The sequence below is a fragment of the Pseudomonas sp. 13B_2.1_Bac1 genome (genome assembly GCF_025466155.1).
GTDB classification, from domain to species: Bacteria; Pseudomonadota; Gammaproteobacteria; order Pseudomonadales; family Pseudomonadaceae; genus Aquipseudomonas; species Aquipseudomonas aylmerensis.
Genome location: NZ_JANLOH010000057.1, coordinates 167,433 through 187,741 on the forward strand (window position 1 = coordinate 167,433; position 20,309 = coordinate 187,741).

General features: G+C 63.5%; 17 protein-coding genes. 8 read left to right on the forward strand and 9 right to left on the reverse strand.

Annotated features, from left to right (window positions below; all coding sequences use genetic code 11):
* Nucleotides 1–72: 72 nt before the first annotated feature.
* Nucleotides 73–972: a LysR substrate-binding domain-containing protein gene (locus tag NTD80_RS15305; protein ID WP_262134190.1), complete on the forward strand. Its 900-nt coding sequence runs from the start codon at nucleotides 73–75 to the stop codon at nucleotides 970–972.
* Between the two features lie 89 nt (nucleotides 973–1,061).
* Nucleotides 1,062–1,844, forward strand: coding sequence for a DUF2242 domain-containing protein (locus NTD80_RS15310; RefSeq protein WP_106803351.1), 783 nt, complete (start codon nucleotides 1,062–1,064; stop codon nucleotides 1,842–1,844).
* Between the two features lies 1 nt (nucleotide 1,845).
* Here the strand turns inward: NTD80_RS15310 and aceE are convergent, their stop codons facing one another.
* Nucleotides 1,846–4,506 (reverse strand): pyruvate dehydrogenase (acetyl-transferring), homodimeric type, encoded by a 2,661-nt coding sequence (aceE, locus tag NTD80_RS15315; protein ID WP_262134191.1) that lies wholly within the window; start codon nucleotides 4,504–4,506, stop codon nucleotides 1,846–1,848.
* 146 nt (nucleotides 4,507–4,652) lie between these two features.
* On the opposite strand from aceE, the gene NTD80_RS15320 reads away from it, so the two are divergent.
* A complete protein-coding gene (locus tag NTD80_RS15320; RefSeq protein ID WP_065901148.1) occupies nucleotides 4,653–5,123 on the forward strand; it encodes a MarR family winged helix-turn-helix transcriptional regulator in 471 nt (156 codons plus the stop codon).
* A 37-nt stretch (nucleotides 5,124–5,160) separates the two neighbouring features.
* Here NTD80_RS15320 and NTD80_RS15325 read toward each other — a convergent pair whose 3' ends face one another.
* From NTD80_RS15325 to NTD80_RS15335, 3 genes are all read right to left on the reverse strand, one after another.
* A complete protein-coding gene (locus NTD80_RS15325; protein ID WP_262134192.1) occupies nucleotides 5,161–6,168 on the reverse strand; it encodes a transketolase-like TK C-terminal-containing protein in 1,008 nt (335 codons plus the stop codon).
* A gap of 328 nt (nucleotides 6,169–6,496) precedes the next feature.
* Nucleotides 6,497–7,531 (reverse strand): AraC family transcriptional regulator, encoded by a 1,035-nt coding sequence (locus tag NTD80_RS15330; protein ID WP_065901145.1) that lies wholly within the window; start codon nucleotides 7,529–7,531, stop codon nucleotides 6,497–6,499.
* Entirely contained in the window at nucleotides 7,528–8,658 is a 1,131-nt protein-coding gene (locus tag NTD80_RS15335; protein ID WP_065901143.1) for a carbon-nitrogen hydrolase family protein, read from the reverse strand. Before NTD80_RS15335 ends, NTD80_RS15330 begins: the two co-directional genes overlap by 4 nt.
* 212 nt (nucleotides 8,659–8,870) lie before the next feature.
* Between NTD80_RS15335 and NTD80_RS15340 the strand changes: the two genes are divergently transcribed.
* Both NTD80_RS15340 and NTD80_RS15345 read left to right on the forward strand, forming a co-directional pair.
* Nucleotides 8,871–10,910 carry an NADPH-dependent 2,4-dienoyl-CoA reductase gene (locus tag NTD80_RS15340; RefSeq protein ID WP_262134193.1) on the forward strand — a complete coding sequence of 680 codons (2,040 nt, stop codon included), beginning with the start codon at nucleotides 8,871–8,873 and terminating at the stop codon, nucleotides 10,908–10,910.
* 57 nt (nucleotides 10,911–10,967) lie between these two features.
* A complete protein-coding gene (locus tag NTD80_RS15345) occupies nucleotides 10,968–11,882 on the forward strand; it encodes a 1-aminocyclopropane-1-carboxylate deaminase/D-cysteine desulfhydrase (protein ID WP_262134194.1) in 915 nt (304 codons plus the stop codon).
* Between the two features lie 17 nt (nucleotides 11,883–11,899).
* Here the strand turns inward: NTD80_RS15345 and NTD80_RS15350 are convergent, their stop codons facing one another.
* The 3 genes from NTD80_RS15350 to NTD80_RS15360 all read right to left on the reverse strand — a co-directional run bounded on the left by NTD80_RS15350 (nucleotide 11,900) and on the right by NTD80_RS15360 (nucleotide 14,663).
* The gene (locus NTD80_RS15350) at nucleotides 11,900–12,460 is read right to left on the reverse strand and encodes a cytochrome b (RefSeq protein ID WP_262134195.1); all 561 of its coding nucleotides are present in this window, start codon (nucleotides 12,458–12,460) and stop codon (nucleotides 11,900–11,902) included.
* Nucleotides 12,461–12,630: 170 nt separating this feature from the next.
* Nucleotides 12,631–13,458 carry a phosphonoacetaldehyde hydrolase gene (gene phnX / locus NTD80_RS15355; RefSeq protein ID WP_065901139.1) on the reverse strand — a complete coding sequence of 276 codons (828 nt, stop codon included), beginning with the start codon at nucleotides 13,456–13,458 and terminating at the stop codon, nucleotides 12,631–12,633.
* Between the two features lie 50 nt (nucleotides 13,459–13,508).
* Entirely contained in the window at nucleotides 13,509–14,663 is a 1,155-nt protein-coding gene (locus tag NTD80_RS15360; RefSeq protein WP_262134196.1) for a 2-aminoethylphosphonate--pyruvate transaminase, read from the reverse strand.
* Between the two features lie 112 nt (nucleotides 14,664–14,775).
* On the opposite strand from NTD80_RS15360, the gene NTD80_RS15365 reads away from it, so the two are divergent.
* Nucleotides 14,776–15,636 carry a LysR substrate-binding domain-containing protein gene (locus NTD80_RS15365; protein WP_065901135.1) on the forward strand — a complete coding sequence of 287 codons (861 nt, stop codon included), beginning with the start codon at nucleotides 14,776–14,778 and terminating at the stop codon, nucleotides 15,634–15,636.
* Here NTD80_RS15365 and NTD80_RS15370 read toward each other — a convergent pair.
* A complete protein-coding gene (locus tag NTD80_RS15370; protein ID WP_262134197.1) occupies nucleotides 15,606–16,502 on the reverse strand; it encodes a LysR substrate-binding domain-containing protein in 897 nt (298 codons plus the stop codon). The genes NTD80_RS15365 and NTD80_RS15370 overlap by 31 nt on opposite strands.
* Before the next feature lie 257 nt (nucleotides 16,503–16,759).
* Between NTD80_RS15370 and NTD80_RS15375 the strand changes: the two genes are divergently transcribed.
* Nucleotides 16,760–18,085, forward strand: a complete 1,326-nt coding sequence (locus NTD80_RS15375) for an MFS transporter (protein WP_262134198.1) — start codon at nucleotides 16,760–16,762, stop codon at nucleotides 18,083–18,085.
* Between the two features lie 109 nt (nucleotides 18,086–18,194).
* Nucleotides 18,195–18,902: a YebC/PmpR family DNA-binding transcriptional regulator gene (locus NTD80_RS15380; protein ID WP_262134199.1), complete on the forward strand. Its 708-nt coding sequence runs from the start codon at nucleotides 18,195–18,197 to the stop codon at nucleotides 18,900–18,902.
* A gap of 85 nt (nucleotides 18,903–18,987) precedes the next feature.
* On the opposite strand, the gene NTD80_RS15385 is transcribed toward NTD80_RS15380, so the two are convergent.
* Complete coding sequence (locus NTD80_RS15385; protein ID WP_262134200.1) at nucleotides 18,988–20,292, reverse strand: protein kinase; 1,305 nt, start codon at nucleotides 20,290–20,292, stop codon at nucleotides 18,988–18,990.
* Nucleotides 20,293–20,309: the final 17 nt, after the last annotated feature.

Here is a 20,309-nt window from a genome sequence, read left to right on the forward strand (position 1 = left end):
GCACGTCGGAAAAACAGGCTAAGGTTCCGAACTTATCGGACTCAGGCGTCCGTAATCAAAAAGGGCGTGATCATGGACAGCTTGGGCAGCCTCTCGGTTTTCGTGCAGGTGGCGGAAACGCGCAGTTTCACCGCCGCCGGTCGCGTGCTGGGGGTGTCCTCTTCAGCGGTGGGCAAAAGCATTGCACGCATGGAGGAACGCCTCGGCGTGCGGCTGTTTCATCGCAGCACCCGCAGTATCACCTTGACCAGCGAAGGCTCGCTGTTTCTAGAGCGATCACGGCGCATTCTTGCCGAGGTGGAGGCCGCCGAGCGCGAGCTGACCGAGGTCAGCGCAACGCCCCGCGGCAAGCTGCGCATCAGCGTGCCGCAAGTGCGGGGCCTGCTGATGCCGGTGCTCAGCGACTTCATGCGCGCTTATCCGGACATAGAGCTGGATGTGGATTTTTCCGACCGCATGGTGGACGTGATCGAGGAAGGGTTCGATGCGGTGATTCGCACCGGCAAGCCGGAAGATTCGCGCTTGATGGCGCGCCACCTGGGGCATTACCAATTGGTGCTGGTGGGCACCCCGGCTTACTTCCAGCAGCATGGCACGCCGCTGCAGCCCCACCACCTGAGCGAACATGCTTGCCTGCGCCACAAGTTCTGCGCCACCGGTAAACTCGAGCACTGGCCGCTGCGCCTTGCGCCGGGCACTGGAGAGCCGACCTTGCGTACACCGTTGGTCAGCACCACCATCGAGTCGCTCAACCATGTGGTGCACGAGGGCCTGGGCATAGCCTGCCTGCCGGACTACATGGTCAACCAGGCCGTGGCGCAGGGACGTTTACAACGGGTGCTGGATGACTACCTCGAACACCGGGGCAGTTTCTGGATGCTATGGCCATCAAGTCGCCATGCCTCGGCGAAATTACGCGTGTTTATTGATCATATGTGCGCCGGGCTTTTTCCCACGGCAGCTGTCGTGTAGGCCTGTGACGTTTTACCGACAGGAATGCGCGCGCCAAGCACGCGTTCTGTTGCACAATACCGCCCGGACTGTTTTCCTCAGGATTTTCAATGTCGACATCATTTCACTTGCGTAGCCTCGGGTTGGCGCTGGTGTTGGCGGGCGCCGCGGGCTGCTCGTCACCCAAGACCGCTATTTATGAACATGAGAATTTCGACGACTCCGGTACGTTTTCCCGGGATTATCCGGTCACCGATGTAGCGGCTTGCGAAGCCGCACGCCGGGCCTTGCTGAGCCAGGGCTACATCATCACCAGCAACGATCCGAAACTGGTGGTCGGCAACAAGAGCTTCCAGCAGACCGGTGAGACCCATCTGCAGATCAGCTTCAACGTGGTGTGCGCCGATGATGGCAAAGGCAACAACCACTCGACGATGTTCGCCAATGCCTTGCAGGATCGCTATGCGCTGAAGAAGGTCAACAACTCCGCGAGCCTGGGTGTGGGAGTGTTGGGGTCGGTGTCGATGCCAATTGGCTCCACCGATGACTCGATGGTCAAGGTCGCGAGCGAGACAGTCTCTGCGCCGAAGTTCTACGACCGTTACTTTGCGCTGGTGGACGTGTTCCTGCCGCAGGAAGTGAAGAAGGCCGAGCATATTCCCGAGAAGCCCAAGGCTGACCTCGGAGTGCCGGAACCCAAGACACCGCCAGCCGCCGAAAAGGTCGAGGCGCCGAAGGAAGAACCGGCTGCGCCAGCGGCCTCTGAGCCGGTGGTGCCGGCTCCCGAGGCTGCACCGATTGCGCCGCAGGCCGAACCTGCACCCGCAGCGACTACCCCCGACCTGCCGCCGCCGACAGAGGCGATTCCCCCTCTGCCGACGCCCGCGCAGTAACTCAAACGGCTACGGGATCGACCTTGTCGACGTTGATCCCGTAGCGTTTGATCGCTTCACTGACCTTGTCCCGACCGATCACGCCGTCATCCGCCAGCGCCTTGAGGGCCGCCAGCGCGATGAAGTGCCGGTCCACCTCAAAGAATGCGCGCAACGTTTCCCGGGTGTCCGATTGTCCGAAGCCATCGGTGCCCAGCGCGACAAAGCGTCGAGCGGGTACGAACGGGCGGATCTGATCGGCGAACAACTTCATGTAGTCCGTTGCGACCACCACGGGCCCCGTGTGCGCTTGCAGGCATTGCTCGACGTAACTCACGCGCGGCTCACTGTCCGGATGCAGCAGGTTCCAGCGTTCAACCGCGTGCCCGTCACGGCGCAATTCGGTGAGGCTGGTCACGCTCCACACGGCGCTCTGCACGCCGAAATCCTCGGCGAGCAGGGCGGCGGCGGCGATGACCTCGCGCAGGATCGAACCACTGCCCATCAGTTGCACCTGGGCTTTGGGGTCACCGCTGAGGCGGTACATGCCTTTTAGAATGCCGTCTTCCACTCCGTCCGGCATCGCCGGGTGCGGGTAGTTTTCGTTGAGCAGGGTGATGTAGTAGTAAATGTCCTCCTGTTCGACGTACATGCGCCGCATGCCTTCGCGAATAATCACCGCCAGCTCGTAGGCAAAGGTCGGGTCGTAGGACACGCAGCACGGAATCACCGAGGACAGGATGTGGCTGTGGCCATCGTCATGCTGCAAGCCTTCACCCATCAGCGTGGTGCGCCCGGCCGTGGCGCCGAGCAGGAAGCCGCGTGCCCGTGCATCGCCAGCAGCCCACGCCAGGTCACCGACGCGCTGGAAGCCGAACATCGAATAGAAAATATAGAACGGCACGGTCATCAGGCCGTGGTTGCTGTAGGACGTACTCGCCGCGATCCATGAGGAAATAGCGCCGGATTCATTCAGGCCTTCCTGCATGATCTGTCCGTCCTTGCTCTCCTTGTAGTAGCTCAGTTGCCCGGCGTCCTGTGGCGTGTAGAGCTGGCCGACGGCCGAGTGGATGCCGATCTGGCGGAACAGGCTTTCCATGCCAAAGGTCCGTGACTCGTCCGGCACGATGGGCACGACCAGCTTGCCCAGGTGCGGGTCCTTGAGCAGGGTGCCGAGGATGCGCACGAAAGCCATGGTGGTGGAGATCGCGCGGTCACCGGTGTCCTTGAGTTGGGTGGCGAAGGCGCTCAGTTCGGGGATCTGCAACGCTTGGACCGCCGCGTGCCGCGCTGGCACGTAGCCGCCCAACGCCTGGCGCCGTGCCGCGAAGTAGCGTGCTTCCTCGCTGTCGGCGGCAGGCTTGAGGTAGGGGATTGCGTCGAGTTGATCGTCAGCCACGTCCAGGTCGAAACGGTCACGGAAAGCCTTGACGGCGTCTGCGCCCATTTTTTTCAGCTGGTGGTTGATGTTCTGGCCTTCGCCGGCTTCGCCCATACCGAAGCCCTTGACGGTTTTCGCCAGGATCACCGTCGGGCGTCCCGTGTGGCGAACGGCTGCCGCATAGGCGTTGTAGACCTTGTCCGGGTCATGGCCGCCGCGTGAGAGTTTCCAGATTTCGTCGTCGGACATATCCGCAACCAGTGCGAGCAACTCCGGGTATTTGCCGAAGAAGTGTTCGCGCACGTAGGCACCGTTCTGCGACTTGTAGTTCTGATAGTCGCCGTCCACGCATTCCATCATGCGTTGGCGCAGCAGGCCGCTCTGGTCTTTTTCCAGCAGCGCGTCCCAGCCGCCGCCCCAGATCACCTTGATCACGTTCCAGCCGGCGGCGCGGTACAGGCTTTCGAACTCCTGGATCACCTTGGCATTGCCACGCACGGGGCCGTCGAGGCGCTGCAGGTTGCAGTTGACCACGAAGATCAGGTTGTCGAGTTTCTCGCGACCGGCCAGGGAGATGGCGGCCAGGGATTCCGGCTGGTCCATTTCGCCATCACCGAGGAATGCCCACACCTTGCGGCCCTGGTGCTGCTTGAGGCCACGCAGTTCCAGGTAGCGCATGAAGCGCGCCTGGTAGGCCGAAGTGATCGGCCCAAGGCCCATGGACACGGTGGGGAATTGCCAGAAGTCCGGCATCAGCCGCGGGTGAGGGTAGGACGAAATACCGTCGCCACCGGCCTCGCGGCGGAAATTGTCCAGCTGGGCTTCGCTGATACGGCCTTCGAGGTAAGCGCGCCCGTAGATGCCCGGTGAGGAATGGCCCTGGATATACACGAGGTCGCCGTCGAAGGTGTCGGTACGGCCACGGAAGAAGTGGTCAAAGCCTACGTCGTACAGCACGGCGGCTGACGCATAAGTTGCGATATGCCCACCCACACCTGAGTGTTTGCCTGCACGCAACACCATGGCCATGGCGTTCCAGCGGATAAACGCATTGGTGCGTCGCTCAATGGCGAGGTTGCCGGGGTAGGGCAACTGGCGGTCCACCGGGATGGTGTTGACGTAGGGCGTGGTAACGCGCCCGTAGAAGTCGCCATGCCGCGCCACGTCGAAATCCAGCAATTGATCGATCAGGTAGTGGGCGCGCGGGCGGCCTTCGGTGGACAGCACCGATTCGATGGACTCCAGCCACTCGCGGGTTTCCTGTGGATCGTCATCGCGGCGGACTGCGTTGTTCGGGGTCATGGGAGGCTCCAGGGTAGGCGGATTTCAAGTGGCGGTCTCCTTGTGGGAGTGCCGTCAAAAGTAATTGCAATTGCAACTACATGACCGAATCTAGCGCGGGATGAGCTACTATTGCAACCTTCTTGAAATTCCCCGGATGGTGTTGCATGTCGTCGAAAGAGCCTGATGTCTGGTTCCGCTTTGTCAGGGCCCACAGGACGGTCATCCGTGAAATCGAGCGCCGCCTGGCCGCGGCCGACCTGCCGCCCTATGCCTGGTACGACGCGCTGTGGGGCCTGGAAAGCGGCCCCGACGGTACCCGCCGCATGCACGAATTGGCCGACGTGCTGGCCATCGAGCGCTACAACCTCACTCGCCTGGTGGACCGCCTGGAAAAGGACGGCCTGGTGCTGCGTTCGCGCTCCGACGGTGATGGCCGCGCGGCGTTTGCCTCGATCACCGACGCCGGCCGGGTGCTGCGCAAAAAAATGTGGACGATCTACGAAAGCACGGTGGACGAGTTATTCCTGTCGCAGATCGAGCCGGAGCAGCGCCAGGCCTTCGCCGACGCACTGGAACGCACTGCCGGGCTGGCGATGGACGCGGGCGTCCAGACCCGCAGTCGCCGCAAAACCTGAAGCCCCACGAAGAAACCGTGTAGGTGCCGGCCTGCCGTCAAGCGCATTTCAATGCATAGCGGTTCATCGCGGCCTGTACGTGCAGCGCGTCGATCCGCCCCTCATCCGCCAACGCCCTCAGCGCCGATACCACTATCCAATACTGACTCGGCGCCGCCGCCTGCACCGACCCCGCGCCCAACGCCACGAAGCGTGCATCCACATGCGCCCTTAACTGATCGACGATCGCTTGCGGATAGCCGGTGACGGCAACCACCGGTGCGCGACTTCCCGCCAGGCAATCACGCAAGTGACAGCTGCGTTTGGGCGAGCCCGGATGCAGACGATTCCAGCGTTCAGCGGCCGCTGCCTCGCGGGCCAGGCGTGTGTAGCTGGGGCAACTCCAGAGCTGTGCGCTGATGTTCCAGTCCTGCTCCAGCAGGCGCGCCGCCTGCACCACCGCTTCCAGTGCATGGCCCGCGCCGAGCAGGCGCACATCCGCGCCTTCACGCCGGATCGGGTACATGCCCTTGAGCGCATCCTCACGCGCCTGCTCCGCCATCGGCACCGCGCTTTCATGGTCGTGCAGGGCCAGGTAATAGAACCCCGGCTGGCCGTCGACGTACAACGCGCGCAACCCCGCCAGCACAATCGCCCGCGCTTCGTCGCCCGAGGCCGGGTCATACGGGGTGCAGCGCGGGTTGGTGGCCAGCCACAACGGCAGCGAAGGCTGCGCGCCCCGGGGCCAGGGCGAGGGCTGGTTCTCGATGTCGTTGCACAAGATGCCGCGCTGCGCGGTCTCGTCCGACAGCGCACTCAGCTGCGCCGATGACATGGCGCTGTGCAGGTACAACAGCGGCTTTTCCCCGGTGTTGCGCGCGAACCAACTCGGCCAATTACTCACGCGCCGGGAGCGCGACTGGCCACGGATCACCCAGGCCTGGCGACTCAATTCCAGGGTGTTGGCCATGGTCATCACGGCATACAGCGGTGAGCTGCGCGCATGTTCGGTCGTGGTCAGCGCGTTGATGCACAGCTGCGCGGCGTTGGCGGTAGAGACGGGCATGGGGCAAGGCTCCTGGCAACAGAGGCTCGTACCCTACTGGAAATATGATTGCATTTGCAATGATTGCAATCGCACCTCAACGGCGAGGTGCTAAATCAGCCCGACGCTGCTACGTTTAATCTGCACGTGCAGGAACGTCATCGCATCGACTTTTTTTCGTCATCACGGCACTTTAGGCTGGTAGTGCAGGTCATTTATCTGCAGCCGCTTTTCAATCAAACAAGGAGTCCACGATGGACGATTACCAGGAAGAACTGCTCGAGTACCACGCGATTGAGTTGGACCCGCTGGAACCCGCAGACGATGCAACAGAGCTGTAAGACCGACTTCAGGCGGAATGCCGCTGACTGCGGCGAAATTCCCCTGGGGTCTGGTTGTTCCACCGCCTGAAGGCGCGTTGAAACGCCTGGGCCGAGGCAAAGCCGAGCAAGTAGGCGATTTCGCCGAACGCCAGTTCCGTATCGCGAATGTAGGTCATGGCCAAATCGCGACGGGTATCGTTGAGAATCGCGCGAAACTGAGTGCCTTCTTCGGCCAGTTTACGGCGCAGCGTCCAGGTTGGCAGCTTCAAGCGTGCCGCCACTTCTTCCAGGTCGGGTTCCCGGCCGCCATTGAGCATCGGCCCGAGCAAACGGGTAATGCGCTCGCGCAGGCTGCGGGTGCGGGTCAACTGCTCCAGTTCGCGTTCACACAATTGCAGCAACAGTTGCCAGGTGCTCGGGCAGTGCTGTGGATTGCGCAGCGCCAGGGTCGGTTGGCTCAAGCGCAATTGATTGACCTCGGCCCCAAACTGGATCGGGCTATCGCCCAGCATGCTGTATTGCTCGCTGTAGTCGGGCGCTTCGAATTCGATCTCGACCTTCTGCGCCTGCACCGGTTGCTGGGCCAGGCCCGACAATTGGTGCAGCCAGCCGGCGATGATCGAGTCCACCACAAAGCGGTTATAGGCGTTGTACGGGCTGATGGAATAGAAGCGCAGCCAAGCGCCTTCGGCGTCTTCGTGAAAGCTCGATTGCCCGCGATAGTTGGAGCCGTACAACGCCTCGAAGCGTGTCAGCGTGCGGGCGGCCTCGCGCACGTTGGGCGCCTGGGCGGCGGTGACCCCGGCCAGCCCGGCCTGGCTCAGGCGGCTGAGCTGGCCCATGCGCAGGCCCAGGGCGGGGTCGCCGGTGAGCTGGATGGCCGCGTGGCCCAGGCGCATGTAGCGTGGGATCGACAAGCGTGCGCCGGCCTCGGCGAGACGCGCCGGGTCCAGGCCGTATTGCAGCAGCAGCGGCTGGGGGTCGAGGCCGTGACTGTGGATGGCGTCTGCCAGGGTGTGCACGAAGCCCACCGACAGATCCCCCAGCCGGACCGGTTTCACAGCCAGATATTCAACAGGCGTGCGCCACGGGCCTCGCCGTCGGCGTTGATCTGCCCGTTGTTGCTGAGAAAGCTGTGGCCGGCGGTGCCCAGGTCCCAGAACTGCCCGCGCAGGAATACACTCATGCCGGCCGTGGCGTGGCTGACGGGCGACTGGCTGATCAGCGTGAGGCGACGCCACGCCTCACCTTCGCTGAGCTCTTCGGGCTTGAGGCTGATTTCGGTCGGCGTCGACACGCTTTTGAAGCCGCGCCATGGGCGATCCCAGGTATCGCGGCCAAGCACAAAGGCGGGCACCGCGATCAGTTGCGCGCCTTGCTCGTTGAGCTTGCGGTAGTTGTCCGGGTACCAGCTGTCACTGCCGACCAGCACACCCAGGCGGCCGGCCGGGGTGTCGACCACGCTGACGACGTTTTCGTCACCCGGTTGGATAAAACCGCGTTCATCGTAGATCGGGTAGAGCTGGCGCTGCGGATCGCCGAGCGGCAAGCCGTCAGCATTGAAGACCACGCTGGCGTTATAGAGCGCCCCCGAGCCGATTTGCAGTTGTCCCTGGCTGACACTGGGGTTGGGCAGGGTGATGGAGCCGGCCACCAGGGTCACGCCAAATTCCTTGGCCAGGCCGCCGAACAGCAACTGATAGTCGCGGGCCATGCCCTTGGCCTTCATGCGCAGGTAGGCGTCGTCGGTGCGGCTGTCGCCGGTGGCGCTGATCCAGGCGCGCAGGAACAGCACGGGGTTGCTGACGGACAGCCAGTTCATCGCATCCTTCACGTGCAGGGCCTGATACACCTCGTTCTTTTCGCCGGTGAGCATCAGCCACGTGCCGATGTGTTCCGGCAGCACCACGATGGTCTTGTCGTTGATCAGCCCCTGGTCACGGGCTTTTTGCAGGTAGGCCGCGAGCTTCAGGTGCAGGCGTTCCAGGCTCTGGTAGTCGGCGGGAAACAGCTCAGGCTGGATGCCCAGCAAGTTGCCGCGGTCGGCAGGCAGGCCTTCGTTGACGGCGAGGGTGATGCGCAGGTCCGACAGGTAATGCGCCACGGGGCGCTCCTGGGTCCAGACCAGATACGCGGCGATGGCGGCAACCAGGGCCATGGTGACGGTAAAAGCTAAAAGTTTACGCATGGGGCAACAGACAACAGACCGAGTGCGGGGTTCGCCGACTAGGGTAGGGCCCATGCACCCGCTTGCCAAGGGGCGCTGTGCATTTGGATCAATAACTTGTCAGTTTCAGTCATTGAGCGCCGGCGGGCGGGCTCTTAGTCTGTGGGACATAAACCGATGGCACACCGTTCGAGTGCGCCACGTCCCGTGATGATCCGTTGTGGAGCTGTACCATGACCGCTGCTGCCTACCCGCACCTGCTGGCCCCGTTGGACCTGGGTTTTACCACCTTGCGCAATCGCACCCTGATGGGCTCGATGCACACTGGCCTGGAAGAAAAGCCCGGCGGCTTCGAACGCATGGCCGCTTATTTTGCCGAGCGTGCGCGTGGCGGCGTCGGCCTGATGGTCACCGGCGGCATTGGCCCGAACGATGAAGGCGGGGTGTATGCCGGCGCGGCCAAGCTGACCACCGACGAAGAGGCGCAGAAGCACAAGATCGTGACGAAGGCCGTGCACGAGGCGGGCGGCAAGATCTGCATGCAGATCCTCCACGCCGGCCGTTACGCCTACAGCCCCAAGCAGGTGGCGCCCAGCGCGATCCAGGCGCCGATCAACCCGTTCAAGCCCAAGGAGCTGGACGAGGAGGGCATCGAGAAGCAGATCCAGGATTTTGTCACCTGCTCGCTGCTGGCCCAGGTTGCCGAGTACGACGGCGTGGAAATCATGGGGTCTGAAGGCTACTTCATCAACCAGTTCCTCGCCGCGCACACCAACCAGCGTACCGACCGTTGGGGCGGCAGCTACGAAAACCGCATGCGCCTGGCGGTGGAGATTGTGCGCCGCGTACGTGAAGCCGTCGGCCCGAACTTCATTATTATCTTCCGCCTGTCGATGCTCGACCTGGTTGAAGGCGGCAGCACCTGGGAAGAAATCGTGCAGTTGGCCAAGGCCATCGAACAGGCCGGTGCGAGCATTATCAACACCGGTATCGGCTGGCACGAAGCGCGTATCCCGACTATCGCCACCAAGGTGCCGCGTGGCGCGTTCAGCAAAGTCACCGCCAAGCTGCGCGGAGCGGTGCAGATTCCGCTGATCACCACCAACCGTATCAACACGCCGGAGATTGCCGAGCAGATCCTCGCTGAGGGCGATGCCGACATGGTCTCGATGGCGCGGCCGTTCCTGGCCGATCCGGAGTTCGTCAACAAGGCTGCCGCCGGGCGCGCGGACGAAATCAACACCTGCATCGGCTGCAACCAGGCCTGTCTGGACCACACCTTTGGCGGCAAGCTGACCACCTGCCTGGTCAACCCGCGCGCCTGCTACGAAACCGAGCTGAACTACCTGCCGGTCAAGCAGATCAAGAAGATCGCCGTGGTCGGCGCCGGTCCTGCGGGCCTGGCGGCAGCCACCGTGGCTGCCGAGCGCGGCCATCAGGTGACATTGTTCGACTCGGCCAGCGAGATCGGCGGCCAGTTCAATATCGCCAAGCGCGTGCCCGGCAAGGAAGAGTTCTTCGAAACCCTGCGCTACTTCAAGCGCAAATTGCATACCACCCACGTCGAGCTGTGCCTCAACACCCGCGTGGATGTCGCGCAACTGGCGGCGGGCGGTTATGACGAGATCATCCTCGCGACTGGCATCGCGCCGCGCACACCGGCGATCCCCGGCATCGACAACGCCAAGGTGTTGAGCTACCTGGACGTGATCCTTGAGCGCAAGCCGGTCGGCAAGCGCGTGGCGGTGATCGGCGCCGGCGGTATCGGTTTCGATGTGTCGGAATTCCTCGTGCACCAGGGCGTGTCCACCAGCCTGGACCGCGAAGCATTCTGGAAGGAGTGGGGCATCGACACCCAGTTGCAGGCGCGTGGCGGTGTGGCCGGTATCAAGCCGCAACCGCATGCCCCGGCGCGTGAAGTGTTCCTGCTGCAGCGCAAGACTTCCAAAGTCGGCGATGGCCTCGGCAAGACCACCGGCTGGATCCACCGTACTGGCCTGAAGAACAAGCAGGTGCAGATGCTCAACAGCGTCGAGTACCTGAAGATCGATGACCAGGGCCTGCATATCCGCATCGGTGCCGAGGGCGAGCCGCAGGTGCTGGCGGTCGACAATATCGTCATCTGCGCCGGGCAAGACCCGCTGCGCGAACTGCAGGACGGCCTGGTTGCGGCCGGCCAGAACGTGCACCTGATCGGTGGCGCCGACGTGGCGGCCGAGCTGGATGCCAAGCGCGCCATCAACCAGGGCTCGCGCCTCGCCGCCGAGCTGTAAGACGACGAAAGGGGCGGTGGTAGACTACCGCCCCTTTTTGCATGCAGACCCTCCCCGATGGGCCCCTTCGATTGGCTTCCCTACGCTCCGCTTGAACCTGTGCAGCTCGATTGGCTGGACGGCGTCGAGCTGGCCGTGCTGCGCCTGGACCGCATCGACCCGCTGATCAGCGGCAACAAGTGGTTCAAGCTCACCGAGCACCTCGCGCAAGGTCGGGCTGCTGGCGCCAGTGGGATCATCAGCCTGGGGGGCGCGCATTCCAACCATCTGCATGCGCTGGCGGCGGCGGGCAAGCGCTTTGGCTTTGCCACCGTCGGCCTGCTGCGTGGCCATGCGCAAGACACCCCCACCGTCCTCGACCTCAACGCCTTCGGCATGCAGTTGCACTGGCTGGGCTATGGCGGCTATCGCGCGCGGCATGCGCCGGATTTCTGGGGACCGTGGCGCGAGCAGTATCCACACCTGCACCCGGTGCCCGAAGGTGGCGGTGGCCTGGCGGGAGCGTTGGGCTGTGCGGTACTGGTGGAGCAGGTGCGCGCGCAATTGAGCGACATCGGTTGGGCGGATTATGACGGCTGGTGGCTGGCAGCGGGCACTGGTACCACGCTGGCGGGACTGGTGCTGGCGGAGGCGGGCGCGCATCCGGTGTATGGCGCGCTGGCGGTGCCCGATGACCACGGGGTGGCGCAGCAGGTACAGGCGCTGGTGCAGGACGATTATCAATTGGTGGAGGCCAGCCGGGGCGGCTTTGCCAAGGTTGATCCGGAGTTGCTGGCCTTTATCGACGCCACCGAGCAAGCCTGTGGCCTGCCGCTGGACCCGCTCTACACCGGCAAGGCGTTGCTGGCGTTGAAGCAGCAGATTGAAGCCCGCCGCTTCGTCTGCGGTACGCGCCTGATCTTTGTCCACACCGGCGGCTTGCAAGGCCGCCGGGGTTTCCCATCGTTGAGCTCAGGGCATCCGCGAGTGTGATCCAGCAGTCGATGGCGTTACTGAATGCTCCCTCGCTTGCCGGGCATCATGCGCAACGCCGTGTTGTCACGCAGGATGTAATGATGAGCGATCCCCGCCAGCGCATGCAGCCCGATCAGCCAGTAGCCGATCTTGCCGAACAGCACGTGCCAGCTTTCAATCTCCTTGGCCAGCGCTTTGTTTTCGGCAATCAGCGGCGGCAACTCGATGCCGTAGAACATCACCGAATGGCCTTCGGCACTGACGATCAACCAACCGGCAATCGGCATACCGATCATCAAGGCATACAGCGCCATATGCATCAGGGTGGCGAGCAGGGTTTGCCATTGCGGCGGCGCCGGCACGATCTTCGGCGCCACCCCCAGGCTGCGCGCAAACAGGCGTAGCCACACCAGCACAAACACGGTGAGGCCGAACATGAAGTGCATCTCGACGATCAGCGTCCGCGCGCCGCTGCCCTTGGGAAACTGGCCGCGCAGCTCAATGCAGGCGTAGACCACCGCCAGCAGCACCACCATCAACCAGTGCAACGCGATCGACATGGTGCTGTAACGCGTATCGGAATTTTTCCACGGCATCGCTGTGTTCCTCACTCATCAGGGCAAACCGGTGGGGCGGGTGCAAACTCCCTCGCCACCCGTACAGTTTCATCACTGGACAACATTGCGTTCTTGGGTGACGCAGTGACTTAACTGTATGCCGGTTTTGAGCGCTTTGCCTGGCGCGATTGCCGTTGTCTTGACCTCGATCAGTGGCTTTGCGGCATTTCACCGCGGGCCAGGCGCTGGTTGATGTCGGTGATCACTGCCGGCAGCTCGTTGATCGTGTCGATCAGGTAGTGCGGGCGCGAGCCTTTGAACATCGCCTCGATGCGCTTGCGTTCGCTGGCCAGCGTGGCGGCGTCGAGTGCGCGGAACTGCTCGTAGGTCAGCCCCAGCGCGTTGCCGGAGCAGGTCAGGGCCACCGTCCACATGCCGGCGCGACGGCCTTCGAGGATGCCCGGCACGGTGTCGTCGACCTTCACGCAGGCGGCGACATCATCAATGCCCAGGGCGATTACGTTGGCCAGGGCCTGGGCTGGCCATGGTCGACCGTTGGGCACTTCGTCGGTGGCCACCACGTGGTCGGCGATGTAGCCGTTGGTGGCGGCGAGGGCGACGACCTTGTCCATCACTTGCTTGGGGTAACCGGAGCAGGAACCGATCTTGATACCTTGCACACGCAGCCGTGCGATCGTGTCGAGGGCACCGGGGATCAGCGCCGAGTGTTCGGCGATCTTCTCGATCTGCAGCGGCATGAAGCGCTGGTAGATGGCGGTCACGTCGTCATCGGTGGGCGTGCGGCCGAAGGCCTTGCGGTAGCGTTCGGCGACTTGCGGCTGGTCGCAGAGGGTGCGGATGTGGTCCCACTTGCCCATGCCCATCGGGCCACGGGCTTCTTCGATGGAGACTTGCACATCGAACTCGGCAAAGGCCTCGACGAAAATCTGCGTGGGCGCGAAGGAGCCGAAATCGACCACGGTGCCGGCCCAATCGAGGATCACGGCCTGCAGGGTGTTGGGGTTCTGATAGTTCATACACAAATCCTGTAGAAGCTGGCTTGCCAGCGCTGAACGAAAATGAGGGGTTACAGAAGAACTGCGTCGCCGGTGATCGCCGACAAGCCGGTTCCTGCAGGTTCGAGCACATGCATGTCTTGCAGTGTCTGCGCGATCGCCCTGACCGCTGCCTGCATGCCTGTCGCATCGACGTGGCCGATGCAGCCCACGCGGAAGGTTTCGACCTGGGTCAATTTGCCTGGGTACAGAATGAAACCCTTGGCCTTGACCCGCTCGTAGAAGTCCTTGAACTGGTAGCGCGCATCTTGCGGGGCGTGGAAGGTGACGATGATCGGCGCCTGGATCTCGGCCGGCAGGAAGCTGCGCAGGCCGAGTGCTGCCATGCCGTCGAGCAGCGCCTGGCAGTTGTCGGCGTAGCGTTGATGGCGCGCGGGCAGGCCGCCTTCTTCGGCGTATTGCAGCAGCGCTTCGTGCAGCGCCGCGACCACGTGCGTCGGCGGGGTAAAGCGCCATTGGCCGGTCTTGACCATGTAGCTGTGCTGGTCGAACAGGTCCATCGCCAGGGAGTGGCAGTTGCCTTGGGCGGCGGCGAGGGCCTGTTTTTCGGCGAAGACGAAGCCCATGCCCGGCACGCCTTCCAGGCATTTTCCCGAGGCGGCGATCAGCGCATCGAACGGCACTTCACGGGCATCGATCGGCAGCGCGCCGAAGGAACTCATGGCGTCGATGATCAGGCGCTTGCCGTGGTCCTTGACCACTTGGGCGATCTCCGGCAGCGGGTTGAGAATGCCGGTGCTGGTTTCGCAGTGGATCAACGCGACATGGGTGATGGCCGTGTCGGCGCGCAGCAGGCGGTCGACGTCGGCGGCGGTGGTGGGCTGGTCTTCGGCGGTTTCAAAGGTGCTGAAGTCGCGGCCGAGTACTTCGCAGATTTTTGCCAGGCGCCTGCCGTAGGCGCCGTTGATCAGCACCAGGACTTTGCCGTCACGCGGCACCAGGGTGCCGATGGCGGCTTCGACGGCGAAGGTGCCGCTGCCTTGCAGGGGCACGCAATGGTGGCTGTCGGTGCCGTGAAGGATCGCCAGCAGTTGCTCGCAGACGCTGGCAGTGAGGGCATTGAAACGGTCATCCCAGGACCCCCAATCCACCATCATCGCCTGACGCGTGCGGTTCGATGTGGTCAAGGGGCCAGGGGTCAGCAGGATCGGCGCGGCAGTGGTCATCTCAAGTCCTCGCAAGGCATCGGGGTTGAATCTACGGGGCCTAAATTGCAGTTTGGCTTGTCATCAATCAAATTGTTTGTTGTTATGCGAGCTATCAGTGAGGCCGATAGCTATGAACCTGTTCCAACTGCGCGCATTCGATGCCGTGGCCCGCGAGGGCAGTTTTACCCGTGCGGCGGCGCGGCTGTTCATCAGCCAACCGGCGGTGACCGGGCATATCAAGGCCCTGGAAGAGCATTACCAGATCCCGCTGCTGCGCCGCACCGCGCGCCGCGTGGAGCTGACCGAGGAGGGCGCGCGCCTGGCGGCGATCACCCGTGCGATCTTCGGCCTGGTCGACGAAGCGCAGACGATGCTGGAGGCCAACCGGCAGTTGCTCACCGGGCGCCTGGAGGTGGCGGCGGACGGCCCGCACCTGGTCATGCCGATGATCGCCAGCCTGCGTGCGCGCTACCCCGGGATCACCGTCAACCTGCGCCTGGGCAACGCCCAGGAAACCCTGGCGGCATTGTTGTCCGAGCATGCGGATGTGGCGGTACTCACCGAGGTCGAGCCGCGCAGCGGCCTGCACCTGCAACCCTTGAGCGAGTCGCGGATCTGCGCCCTGGTGCCGGCCAGCCACCCGTGGGCGCAGCAGTCCAGGGGGATTCGCCTGGAGCAACTCGACGAGGTGATCATGGTGTTGCGCGAGCCCAGTTCCATCACCCGCCGCACCTTCGACGCTGCGTGCGCGGCGTCGGGCGTGCAGCCCAAGGTGCTGCTGGAACTCGACAGCCGTGAAGCGGTGACCGAAGCCGTCGCTGCCGAACTGGGCGTCGGCGTGGTCTCATCGATGGAAGTCAGCCCGGATCCGCGGGTGCAGGCCGTGGCAATCCAGGGCGAGGGGCTGCGCAACCGGCACATGCTCGGCTGCATGGAGCGGCGCCGCGCGTTGCGCTTGATTCAGGCGTTTTTCGAGTTGGCGCCCGGCTGAAGGCTGTCGCGCACGATCTGCAGGAACGTCGCTACCACCCGCCGCGAACTTTGCTCCTTGAGGCACACCAGGGTTTCCTTCATGCGCTGGCTGCAGTCGCGGATAGGCATGGCGTACACCCGCGAGTCGGCGCCGAACTCCGCCGCCGAGACCACCCCCACGCCAATCCCCACCACCACCGCCTCACGCGCGGCCTCACGGCCTTCGACCTGGATCGCCGGACGAATACGCAGGCCGGCCTGGCTCATTTCCTGCTCCAGCGTCTGCCGGGTGACCGAGCCGATTTCGCGCAGCACCAGCGGCGTGTCATCCAGATCGGCCAGGTAGATCGACTCACGTCCGGCCCAGGGGTGATTGCGCGCGACGAAGGCGAGCAACTGGTCGTCGGGCAACGGCAGTGACAGCAGGCGCTCATCGTCGACATCGCGGCCGAGCAAGGCCAGGTCGGCCTGGTAGTTGTACAGGCGAAACAGCGATTCGTCGGTGTTGCCGGTTTCGATCTTGACGCTGATGCCCGGGTACAGCTGGCAAAACCGCGCGATCTGCGGCAGCACGTGCACCGGGGCATCCACGGCGAGGGTGAGGGTGCCGGTGAGCAGCGCGCGTGAGTCCTGCAGCAACTCCTCGGCTTCGGCCTCGATCACAAACAGGCGCTGGGTGATGGCCAGCAGGCGCTCGCCCAGATCGGTCAGGCGCACCGAGCGCTTGTTGCGGTGAAACAACAGCACGCCGAAGCGTTCTTCGAGTTTGCGCACCTGGTCGGATATCGCCGGCTGCGTCAGAAACAGGCGCTCGGCGGCTTGGGTGAAGCTGCCGTGTACGGCCACCGCATGGAAGGCCTTGAGCTGGGCGTGGGACACCGACATCGCTGATCCTCTTACAAGCTGGGCTTATATTTGAAATACGATAAATCGATTTTACCTATTAGTCAGCCATTGCTTTGATACGCCTCAACCGCCGTAGGTTGAGTCCTACAACCACGGCGGCCATGGGACCTGGGACACAGGTCTCATCTGACCAATGCCGCCGTGTCCACGGCCCGGCATTGCAGTGCTCAACCATAAAAAGAACAGGCATTTGCTTCTCGATTCTGCCGGCACACTCACCTGAGGTCAGAACCACCATGAATATCCCAATGGGTAGCATCAAGCGTTGGCGCGTGCAGATTTTCGCCATCACCTGGCTGGCGTACGCGGCGTTCTATTTCACTCGCAAAGCGTTTTCCGTGGCCAAGCTGGGGATCGTCGATGACCCGAGTTTCCCCCTCGATAAAATGATGATGGCCAACCTGGATGGCATTTACCTGGCGGCCTATGCGCTCGGGCAGTTCACCTGGGGCATGTTGGCCGACCGCTTCGGACCACGGGTGGTAGTGCTCGGTGGCTTGCTGATTTCCGCTGCCGCCGCGCTGGTGATGGGCACCTTTGCGACCTTGCCGATCTTTGTCACCTGCATGCTGATCCAGGGGCTGGCGCAGTCTACCGGCTGGTCGGGGCTGTGCAAGAACCTTGGCAGTTTCTTCCCGGCGCAGCAGCGTGGGCGGGTGCTCGGGCTGTGGAGTTCGTGCTACGCGTTCGGCGGCCTGGTGGCCTCGCCCTTTGCCGGGTGGTGGGCCTACACGTTGATCGGCACGTGGCACGCGGCGTTTATCTCGAGTGCGGCGGTGGTGGGGGTGGTGGCGCTGTTGTTCTTCATCTTCCAGCGCAACACGCCCGAAGATGTCGGCTTGCCGGCAGTCGAACCCGAGCCGGTGATGACCGCCGAGGAAAGGGCGGCCGCAAAACGCATCAGCGTGTTGGAGCCACTGCGCGCGATTCTGCGCAACCGCACGGTGCTGACCTTGGGCCTGGCGTATTTCCTGCTGAAACCGGCGCGTTACGCGATCCTGTTGTGGGGGCCGGTGATCGTCTACGAGCAGATGCCCTCGGTGGGCAAGGTCGGTGCGGCGATTGTGCCGACCGCATTTGAACTGGCGGGGTTGCTTGGACCGATTCTGATCGGGCTGGCGTCCGACAAACTCTTCGGCGCGCGGCGCATGCCCGCCTGTGTGCTCAGCCTGCTGGCGCTGACCGTGGCCCTCGCGTTGTTCATGGGCGCGCTGCACAGCGGCAGTGTGATGCTGGTGATGGCCTTGCTGTTTGTCATGGGCCTGACCCTGTACGGGCCGGACTCGATGATCAGCAGCACCGCCGCCATCGACTTCGGCACTGCCAAGGCCGGCGCCACGGCGGCAGGCTTTGTCAACGGTTGCGGCTCGGTGGGCGCGGTGCTCGGCGGCTTGCTGCCGGGCTACTTCGACACGGTCACGGTGTTCATCGTGTTTGCCGGCGCGGCGCTGTTTTCTTCGCTGGTGTTGATGCCCTATTGGAACGCCAGGCCGGCGGTGCTGGCCGAGGTCGGCGATTTTGTGCCGGACCGCAACGTCGCGATCAAACCCTTGCGCACCTGACAGGCTGGCCGGTTTTTTGGTGGATTAGAGTGTTTTTGCCCTATAAACTCTGCCCCCAAAGCGCCGGCCAGTAGACGTTTCGGCGCGATGGACGAAAAGAGAGTGAGTCATGGGCGCACAGTGGAAAGTCAAACATAAAGAAGCGGCAGCCAATGCCAAGGGCAAAATCTTCGGCAAGCTGGTGAAAGAAATCACCATCGCCGCCCGCAACGGCGCCGACACCGCGACCAACGCCCACCTGCGTCTGGTGGTGGAGCAGGCCAAAAAAGCCTCGATGCCCAAGGAAACCCTGGACCGCGCCATCAAGAAGGGCGCCGGTCTGCTCGGCGAAACCGTGCAGTACCACCGCGTGACCTACGAAGGGTTTGCCCCGCACCAGGTGCCGTTGATCGTCGAATGCGTGACCGACAACATCAACCGTACCGTGGCGGAAATCCGCGTGGCCTTCCGCAAGGGTCAACTGGGGGCTTCCGGCTCCGTGGCCTGGGACTTCAACCACGTCGGCCTGATCGAAGCTTCGCCGGACAGCCCTGACGCTGACCCGGAAATGGCCGCGATTGAAGCCGGCGCACAGGATTTCGAAGACGGCGAGGAAGAGGGCACCACCCTGTTCATCACCGAGACCACCGACCTCGACGCGGTGCAGAAAGCGCTGCCGGAGCACGGCTTCACCGTGTTGTCGGCCAAGCTGGGCTATATCTCCAAGAACCCGGTGACGGGTTTGAGCGATGAGCAGATGGCCGAAGTCGAAGCCTTCCTCGAAGGCCTGGATAACCATGACGACGTGCAGGATATGTTCGTCGGCCTGGCGGGCTGATACAGCGTGTTGAACCCCTCCCTGTAGGAGTCCGGCTTGCCGGCAATGGCCTGTTTGAGATGGCCATCGCCGGCAAGCCGGGCTCCTACAAGGTTTGCAGCGTGGCTTGTATTGCCTCGAAACCTGGCCGGGCGAGTACGTCGGGTTGGCAGCACTGCTCCCGCAAGCCTTCCAGCACCAGGCGTGTCGCCTCGCTCAACCCTTCGTCAACCCGCTCGAGTAATTCCCCCAGCAACACACCAAACGCGCGCACTTCAATGCGCTGCAACGCGCGAGTCTCCAGGGTGTCCGCCGTGGCATGGAATGACGCCGCGCCAAAGTCCCCGAGCAGGCAATCGCCCGCCGCATTCCACAGGATATTGTGGCCGTACAGGTCGCCATGGGTGATGCCGTGCCGGTGCAAGTGCGCGGCTACCGAGGCAATGCCGCGCGCCATGCGCAGCGCTACCTCGAGGCTGAAACGGGTGTCGGGTGCGTAGATGTCGCGGGTGCACGAGGTCAGGCTCGGCAGGGCGGCGAGGTTGCCGTAGCTCGGGTCGATCAGGTCCATCACCAGCGCGGCCTGGTCCTCTGGATGGCCACTCACGCGGCCCTGCACCTTGATCAGGTTGGGGTGCAGCCCGGCGGCGATGCAGGCCTGCATTTCGTGCAGCGGCGAGCCATCGCTGGTGATCGTGCCCTTGTACAGCTTGACGGCGACGGGCAGCGCCTGCGGTTTCCACAGCGCCTTGCGAATCACCCCGGAGGCACCTTCGCCGAGCACTTCGGCCAGTTCCAGTTCGGTCCAGGGAATGGTCGGCGTGGTGTCATCCGCGGCTATCTCCACGGCCATTTCCACCGGGTTACCGGCGTAGGCCAGCCAGGTCAGGCTCGGCAGCGTCAGCAGCCATTCGGGCAGGCGCGTGACGCGGTTGGACGCGATGCGCAGCAGCTCGAGGTTGTGGCAGTTGGCCAGGCTTGGCGGCAGGGCGCTCAGCCGGTTACCGGCCAGCATCAGTTTTTGCAGCAGCGGCCGCGCGCCCAGCTCATCGGGCAATTGGTCGATGCAGTTGTCGGTGAGGATCAACCAGCGCAACAACGGTGGCAGCGCGGCGGCGGGCACACGGCTGATGCGGTTGGCCTTGAAGCCGATCATGCTCAGCTTCGCGCACTGGCCAAGGCATTCCGGCAGGTCGGTAAAGGCGTTGTCCGAGCAGAACAGCACGCGCAGGTGCGGCAGGCGGTGCAGGTCGTCGGGCAAGCTGCTCAGGGCGTTGCCGCTGAGGTTGAGGATTTCCAGGGTGTCGGCCAGCGTGAAGATTTCCGGCGGGAATTCAGTCAGCCCGCAGGACAGGTCCAGGCGTGTAATACCGGCCAATTGGCCAGCCTTGAGTTGGGCGAGGGTATGCATGAACGGCGCGGTCACTC

Excerpts from the sequence above, each read along its gene's own strand:
- NTD80_RS15305 (WP_262134190.1), top strand. The coding sequence starts at position 73 with ATGGACAGCTTGGGCAGCCTCTCGGTTTTCGTGCAGGTGGCGGAAACG.
- NTD80_RS15310 (WP_106803351.1), top strand. The coding sequence starts at position 1,062 with ATGTCGACATCATTTCACTTGCGTAGCCTCGGGTTGGCGCTGGTGTTG.
- aceE (WP_262134191.1), bottom strand. The coding sequence starts at position 4,506 with ATGACCCCGAACAACGCAGTCCGCCGCGATGACGATCCACAGGAAACC.
- NTD80_RS15320 (WP_065901148.1), top strand. The coding sequence starts at position 4,653 with ATGTCGTCGAAAGAGCCTGATGTCTGGTTCCGCTTTGTCAGGGCCCAC.
- NTD80_RS15325 (WP_262134192.1), bottom strand. The coding sequence starts at position 6,168 with ATGCCCGTCTCTACCGCCAACGCCGCGCAGCTGTGCATCAACGCGCTG.
- NTD80_RS15335 (WP_065901143.1), bottom strand. The coding sequence starts at position 8,658 with ATGCGTAAACTTTTAGCTTTTACCGTCACCATGGCCCTGGTTGCCGCC.
- NTD80_RS15340 (WP_262134193.1), top strand. The coding sequence starts at position 8,871 with ATGACCGCTGCTGCCTACCCGCACCTGCTGGCCCCGTTGGACCTGGGT.
- NTD80_RS15345 (WP_262134194.1), top strand. The coding sequence starts at position 10,968 with ATGGGCCCCTTCGATTGGCTTCCCTACGCTCCGCTTGAACCTGTGCAG.
- NTD80_RS15350 (WP_262134195.1), bottom strand. The coding sequence starts at position 12,460 with ATGCCGTGGAAAAATTCCGATACGCGTTACAGCACCATGTCGATCGCG.
- phnX (WP_065901139.1), bottom strand. The coding sequence starts at position 13,458 with ATGAACTATCAGAACCCCAACACCCTGCAGGCCGTGATCCTCGATTGG.
- NTD80_RS15360 (WP_262134196.1), bottom strand. The coding sequence starts at position 14,663 with ATGACCACTGCCGCGCCGATCCTGCTGACCCCTGGCCCCTTGACCACA.
- NTD80_RS15365 (WP_065901135.1), top strand. The coding sequence starts at position 14,776 with ATGAACCTGTTCCAACTGCGCGCATTCGATGCCGTGGCCCGCGAGGGC.
- NTD80_RS15370 (WP_262134197.1), bottom strand. The coding sequence starts at position 16,502 with ATGTCGGTGTCCCACGCCCAGCTCAAGGCCTTCCATGCGGTGGCCGTA.
- NTD80_RS15375 (WP_262134198.1), top strand. The coding sequence starts at position 16,760 with ATGAATATCCCAATGGGTAGCATCAAGCGTTGGCGCGTGCAGATTTTC.
- NTD80_RS15380 (WP_262134199.1), top strand. The coding sequence starts at position 18,195 with ATGGGCGCACAGTGGAAAGTCAAACATAAAGAAGCGGCAGCCAATGCC.
- NTD80_RS15385 (WP_262134200.1), bottom strand. The coding sequence starts at position 20,292 with ATGCATACCCTCGCCCAACTCAAGGCTGGCCAATTGGCCGGTATTACA.